Source organism: Paludibacterium purpuratum (assembly GCF_004363805.1).
In the GTDB taxonomy this organism is placed as follows: Bacteria; Pseudomonadota; Gammaproteobacteria; order Burkholderiales; family Chromobacteriaceae; genus Paludibacterium; species Paludibacterium purpuratum.
Window position 1 is genome coordinate 128751 of record NZ_SNZP01000014.1, and the last position, 6578, is coordinate 135328.

A 6578-nucleotide genomic window follows, 5' to 3' on the forward strand; every position below is an offset into this window, starting at 1 on the left:
CAATAGTTTATAACTCGTTGTTTTTTATAGATTTATACTAAATTTTCACGAAAAGCGCAAATTTTGTAGGATTTTCTCAGCTACTCCGCACATGCAACCCTATGATCATGCGAAGAAAAATGAGAAAACCCTTTGAAATCAATGCCCGCTTTTCTCACGAACTGCGCTGTCCTACAGTAGGATCCCACTGAAGCCTAGATTTTTACCCCTTTTCTAGATTTATGGGATTTTACACGCAGCCTATGCTGTGAGAAGGATGGCCTCCAGGTTTGGAGGCCATTTTCATATTTGCTTGATTGCGCACACACAAGGGCCAGGTCTTTCTTGTTGCAGTTTCACCCTGGCATTGTTTTTTAAGCGCAAGCATGAAAGAAAGACCTGTGCCCTTGTGCCATGCAAGAGTTCCGTCCGTTGGAGCCTCTTGGTGGGCTGCGGTCTATTCATGGCAAGAGGAGTTATTTAACATCCGACGGATGAAATCGGGCTGCTGTTTCCACAAGACGTCAGATGATTCCCTTTCGAGCCCACGATTACAGAGCTCGGCAGCACCCGAAATGTCAGGAAAGAGTGAGCCGGCGTGTACATTCATAGCTTCGAGGTGCCGAAGGAACGCCTCCCTTAGGCACTCTGGAATATCAATTCGGTAAAGGACGGGGCTCATACCTCTTAGCTCGATGTGTTTCCGGATGAAACCCTCAATGTCTTCTCCATTCGGGGTGCGGGTGAACAGCCCATTCTGATTTAGTTGGCGACAGTTCTCGTCAATTAGAGGTTCGAGCAGCTCGACTGTTGGTAGCAGTTCTTCTGCTACTTCGTAGTTTTTGGGCATATTCATTAGGATCTCGCGGAACCCGATGTGGCTAAACGCCCATACAGCGCATTGTCCTGATTTAGATTGCCCTGTCTTTTGCATGGCGAAGAAACAGGCAATGTAGGGGGATCGCGTCCAGTCCAAGAGGGGAGTGGCTAGACCAAAGTGCTGGCCGAGCGACCACCATTCGTCGTGTGAAAGGTTCCGGGGGGCATGGCCGCGTCGGCCGACGCAAGAGCGCTGGAACCGTTCAAGTTGTCTATGTAGAACCACCTCTCGCGCATCAAGAGAATTTTGGGGGTCGGACTGTGCTCGAACAAACTCGCGGTCGAACTTGGAGCGCAACGGCCACTGGGCATCGCGCTGGCCGCGGTAAATATATTCCGACCAATCCAAGAAATGGGTCTCGACGACGGCCACGAATTCGCCCCACGAAGATACCTGAACAGATGCGAAGCTTGAATTGTTCGCCACGACAAATTGAGGGGAATCCATTGTGCTGATGAACACTCCTTGTCGATGCGACTTGCTGTCCAACAGTGTTTATGTGGGCAAGAGCGCCTGGATAACAGTTGATAGTGGTGACAGCATTATCGTAGCATAAGCTCGTTTTTCAAGAACCTTGTCATGCCCTGATCCGTACCCCCCATTACTTCTGCATGCTAGAACCGAGCCTATACCTTGCCCGCTATCTATGACTGTTCACATCTCAACGCAGCTGGCATGTCATGACGAGTTCAGATGGCTGCAACGGGTCAATAGCGGCCACTCGTACCTTCAATTACGAATGGCCGCTACCACATAGGAGTATCTAATAAACTTTGGGCGATTTATATCAATGGAGGGGCAAATAAAAACCAACTCAAGGCGGGTGGATGAGCCCCCTGAAACATAGGACACCGATTCCCGCTTAGAATAAGGGATAGGTTTAAGGCTATGTTTATGACTAACACCAACAACAAGACAGACGTGCTCGGCCCCGAGCGCCGTCGCCGCTGGAGCATCGACGAGAAGCAGGCCATCGTTGCCGAGAGCTTCATGCCCGGCCAGTCCGTTTCCCTCGTGGCCCGCCGTCATGGGCTCAATCCCAATCAGTTGTTCAAGTGGCGCAAGCTTTATCAGGAAGGCAGCCTGTCGGCGATTGCCGCAGGAGAAGAAGTCGTGCCCGCCTCCGAATTGGCTTCTGCCATCAAGCAAATACGTGAACTACAGCGACTCCTCGGCAAGAAGACGATGGAGAACGAAATCCTCAAAGAAGCCGTGGAAATCGCTCGCGCAAAAAAGTGGATTGCGCGCTCACCCTTATTGCCGGGGGAAGACCAGTAGCACCGGTCTGTACCTCGCTGGGGTTGGCGCGTTCGAATGTGATTCGCCGTGTGTCGCGTTCTGCCGATTGGCGGGATGGGCGTTCCTGTCGCTCGACCGACGATAGTGAGCTGGTCGAGGCAATTCGGGCCGCGATTTCGCAGCTGCCCAGCTATGGCTATCGCCGAGCTTGGGGACTGCTTCGCCGTCAGCGCGCATCCAACAATCTACCGGCGGTTAATGTGAAGCGTGTTTATCGTGTCATGCGCCAGCATGGCCTGCTGCTTCCGCGACGAGTCAAACAGCCTGGTATCCCGCGCAGGCATGATGGCCGGGTTGCCGTTGCCGACAGTAATCGCCGCTGGTGCTCGGACGGCTTCGAGTTTCGCTGCGATAACGGCGAAAAGCTGCGCGTCGTCTTTGCGGAGGACTGCTGCGACCGTGAAATCATCAGTTGGACCGCCTCGACGGGTGGTTACACGGGCGACATGGTTCGAGACGTCATGTTGGAGGCGGTTGAGAAGCGCGGCATTCAATTGGGCATCTCGCCCGAGGTGGAATGGCTGAGCGACAACGGTTCGAGTTATATTGCCGCCGATACGCGGCTGTTTGCTCGGGAAGTAGGCCTCAAGCCGTTAACCACGCCCGTCTGCAGCCCGCAGAGTAACGGCATGGCGGAAAGCATGGTCAAGACGCTGAAGCGGGACTACGTCGGCCATATGCCGAAACCGGATGCCCACACGGCCTACCGGAATCTGGCGATTGCCATTGAGCACTACAACGAGTTTCACCCGCATAGTGCGTTGAAATACCGCTCTCCACGAGAGTTTCGACGCCTGGCGGCTTCATCAACTTAAGCGTTGATCGGTGTCCTGTTATACGGGGGCAAATCCAGCGGGGCCGTCTGGAATGCAGCAGGGCTGATTGGTGGTTGTTAAGCCTCATTCCCCGTGTGGCACCACCAGCGTTGCCTTCCTCTGCACACCATGCCCATCAAGGTAATCAACGACCAATGTTTGCCCCTTGAATTCGCTGGATTGAATGGCCCCACTTACCAGCGGATTCTTGTCTTTCGTGGCCAGTTTTAAGCGTGCAACCGCCTTGCCGGTCTGGACATCAAAGACCACCAGAGGATTTGAGGAGATGCGGACAGCGTAGCGGCCGTTGGCTGATATTGCATCAATAGCGTCAAATGGCCCTGTCACCTTGTTGGGCGGGGTAAAGAACAGTGTTCCCCAGCATGCTGTACCACAATCGAGTCGAACCCCCGCACGTTTGCCGTACCAAGTTACGCCAGGAGCATGAGGTGAGCCCAGGATGGGAACCGATGGTAAGCCGTCCTTTTGTGCCGTCGTTGAGCAATCGTCATCGGCATCCGTGCCTTTGCACTGGACTTGAATACGCCAGCCATCGGCGCCTGGATAGCTACTTGTTTCTGGCTGGGGAGGAGCAACCGGATCAGCACCTGCCATTGAGTAAGCAGCCAAGCAGATTGCACTAACGAATGTTCTTGTAAAAACGGAATGCATCTTCCGATACCCCTGGTGGATTTGGAACAAGGATGGCTTCATCCGTAATGAAGCTCGGTGTGCTGGGGAACATCTTGGGATTAACCCGATGAAGCTGTGCCTGAGCCTTGGGGCTATAGTAGTGTGTCGCTCCCGAAATAGGATTCTTGGCCTCCTCCGCGTAGAAAACCTCCCGCGCGGCCGACAACGACTCATCCCATTTTGCTGCACTGCTTGGGCGCTGGACTTCTTTATAGTTTGGGTCAGACTTCATCCATGTATCGTACTGCATTCTTGCGGTCACGACGGCTTGGTAAGTGGCGGCACGATGGTGTTAGCGACAGTGTAAAACTGACCCACCTGTGAGGCCGCGACGATGCCGCTGCCAGTATTGTCTTCCTCTCACGAGTAGGTCTCGTGGCCCCGCACATCACCAGGATGGCAATGTGACGACTGACAAAATCACTCAAACGTTTTTTGCACCGCCGACAGTGAAAACCAGCCCATCCGCCAGTCGAACCGCGCTCCCTTGACGCTCCCCGCCTAGGCCCCTAATCTCCGTCACCGTTGCGAATGAATATAAGCAACACGAGGCTTGGCAGCCTTGGCTACTTGAGTACTGCAACCAAAGCAGTATTTAAAATCGTCGCTCCGTCCGTCTATGGCGGGCCGGCGGAGGACACCGGCGGGTTCGCCCGCCGGTGTGCCGGGTAGTAGCCCTGGTCTGCCAACCTTCGCTCGGCCTGCCGCCCCCTGCGGCAGCTCCTCCATGACTGTAAGTAGAAGGAGTTCGACCCATGGCACACCGCCGTCACCTTAGCGCCGTCGAGCGCGATCTGCGCGATATCCAGTCCACCGTCAATCAACTGGTGCGTCAGTTGGCGCCATCGCAATCGCGACGGCCCAACCAAGAAGCGGCGCGCAGTCTGTTGGCCGCTGTCAGTTATAAGCTTGATGTCGTCCAAGCCGCCTTGCGTGCTTAAGCGTCCATAAATGGACTTTACCCGGTGGCGCCGCCGGGTGGGTCAAATGCATGAACGCTGTTGGCAAAACCTGCAACAAGAAAGACCTGACCCCCGGTGTGACCCCCGGTGCCTGATCCCCGGTGCCGAATAGCCCTATAGGGATATAGGCAGCGATTGAGAATCGCCCGACAGGGAGTAATTGTGCGTAAAAATAACCCTGCAGGGAGAATAGTGGAAGCGGTAAAGTCTCGACTACTGCCAACGTCTGGAGTGGCCGAGGAGTTCACGTCGGGGCAAACTCATTGGACGCAGTAGCACGTAACAAGCTGCCGCCGCGCTGTCTGGCAGGTGAAGGTCCGCTGGGGAGGTGGCGTAAGTTGCCCGAGCGTCTGGCAAACCAGGGGAGCTTCAGTCAGGAAATTTATCAATCAAAGCATTCAAATTGGTGGCAGGGGCATCATGTGTGGAGAATGAGGCAATATAAGCTTTACGGTAAGGTATATGAGATTGGGAAAGGTCTTTGCATTTGAGAAAGCTTAGACTTGGAAAAAAGGTTGGTTCCGGCTCGGAGGTAGAGAAAACATGACGCCCGGTAGGTATGCCATCGAGTGTCAGCTCAGGAAGCTGCTCGATGCTTTTCCTGCCTTTTTCTTGGCTTGGATTTGCATCCTTCCATAGCTTTTCCAGGTAAGCCTCGTGCTTTTCACTGCCGAAATAAACTGAACTAAATGACTCGTGTAGTTGCAGTTTGTTTATTTCGTGGACATCATTTTCATTTTTTAAATCGAAAACCATAAAGTCTGAGTCGCCGTTTAATTGATAAGCTTCTGGGTCGTAAAGGAATGCCAGCCATGATGCATTAAGAGGGAAAAAAATCTGCAGTCCAAGATTAATTTCGCCCAACTTGCTGCACCGGTAACACCTGAGTGCAAAATTTGAATACACCACGGGGGAGTCACTAAATACAAAAGGCCGATCCGTACTATTTTTTAGAAAGCATAGTGTGAGATCTGAAATGGATTGTGTTTTCTGTAAAACCTGCGTCAAACTGGCGTACTGCATATATCTCTGATCACTAAGGGCTTCGCTCATCAGCCCCATCGCTGTCTGAAGGGCTTGATTTGCCTCCTCTGAGAGTTCGGGGTCATCATTTTTAAGGTCTTCAATCTGTGGCGTGAGAAAATCTCTATAAAAGCCATGGATGTTAGTCTCAGATTCTCTGTGGGATAGTGTTCTTTCGTGCTGGAACAGAATGTTTTCAATGAGCACTTTAATGCACTCTTCAGAAATATTTCCTGTTCCATTTTCCAAGCATTCAATTATTATTCTGTGATTATAAGAGTACTTTGTGTCGTAGTTTGTAATGTCATTTTCTACCGATTGGTCGCCGTAGAAATAATCGCCAGATGACTGAGAGTGGATCGCCGCAGGTGGTGTTACCCTGCCATTCTTTCTGAGTAGTATGCGTATGCTATTTCCATCAGGTGAAAAAAACCGGAAATAGTATTGCGGAACATAATGCTGATTTTTATTCCTGTTTCTTGTCTCGTTCGTGTTGCACATTTTTTGATCTCTATGCGTGGAAGCTCAGTGCCGGTTTCATGTTTTGGTCCGCCTTGCCCTGCTACCCGGCCGGGGGGGGGCTTCGCCCCCCGCCTCCGGTTGAGGCCGTTAATCGGCCGTTAGCACTAGGCAGCCCGCCACCTCGCGCACCTGTGTGGCACGCGGCAGGTACATCCACGACGTGTTGGCATCGATCGGCTCGAACGCCCATTCCAACCGGCTATCGACGATCAAACGGCACTCGTCGGAGGCCATGAAAGGTCATGAGGGTCAGGTCTTTCTTGTTGCAGTTTCACTCAGGCATTGCTTTTTGGTCATGAGGGTCAGGTCTCAATACTGTTCGGTTAGCGCAAATCTGTTATAATCCCTGGACTTCTTCCAGGATTTTGTCATGGCCCGAACAAAAGCGGTACTGGGATCCGGTGC

General features: G+C 52.6%; 7 protein-coding genes. 2 read left to right on the plus strand and 5 right to left on the minus strand.

What is annotated here, in order from left to right; genetic code table 11:
* Positions 1–436: 436 nt before the first annotated feature.
* Positions 437–1306, minus strand: coding sequence for an FRG domain-containing protein (locus DFP86_RS16160; protein WP_133683146.1), 870 nt, complete (start codon positions 1304–1306; stop codon positions 437–439).
* A 447-nt stretch (positions 1307–1753) separates the two neighbouring features.
* Here DFP86_RS16160 and DFP86_RS16165 point away from each other — a divergent pair.
* A protein-coding gene (locus tag DFP86_RS16165; RefSeq protein WP_208108367.1) for an IS3 family transposase occupies positions 1754–2973 on the plus strand; the annotation gives its coding sequence in 2 pieces (ribosomal slippage) (positions 1754–2096 and positions 2096–2973; 1221 coding nt in all).
* An 84-nt stretch (positions 2974–3057) separates the two neighbouring features.
* On the opposite strand, the gene DFP86_RS16170 is transcribed toward DFP86_RS16165, so the two are convergent.
* Positions 3058–3645: a hypothetical protein gene (locus DFP86_RS16170; protein ID WP_133683148.1), complete on the minus strand. Its 588-nt coding sequence runs from the start codon at positions 3643–3645 to the stop codon at positions 3058–3060.
* Entirely contained in the window at positions 3614–3916 is a 303-nt protein-coding gene (locus DFP86_RS16175; protein ID WP_133683150.1) for a cell wall hydrolase, read from the minus strand. Before DFP86_RS16175 ends, DFP86_RS16170 begins: the two co-directional genes overlap by 32 nt.
* Before the next feature lie 505 nt (positions 3917–4421).
* Here DFP86_RS16175 and DFP86_RS16180 point away from each other — a divergent pair.
* Complete coding sequence (locus tag DFP86_RS16180; RefSeq protein ID WP_133683152.1) at positions 4422–4607, plus strand: hypothetical protein; 186 nt, start codon at positions 4422–4424, stop codon at positions 4605–4607.
* Between the two features lie 390 nt (positions 4608–4997).
* On the opposite strand, the gene DFP86_RS16185 is transcribed toward DFP86_RS16180, so the two are convergent.
* Together DFP86_RS16185 and DFP86_RS19365 are read right to left on the minus strand one after the other, a co-directional pair.
* Positions 4998–6152: a DUF4238 domain-containing protein gene (locus DFP86_RS16185; protein WP_133683154.1), complete on the minus strand. Its 1155-nt coding sequence runs from the start codon at positions 6150–6152 to the stop codon at positions 4998–5000.
* Between the two features lie 108 nt (positions 6153–6260).
* Positions 6261–6407, minus strand: a complete 147-nt coding sequence (locus DFP86_RS19365; protein WP_166642311.1) for a hypothetical protein — start codon at positions 6405–6407, stop codon at positions 6261–6263.
* Positions 6408–6578: the final 171 nt, after the last annotated feature.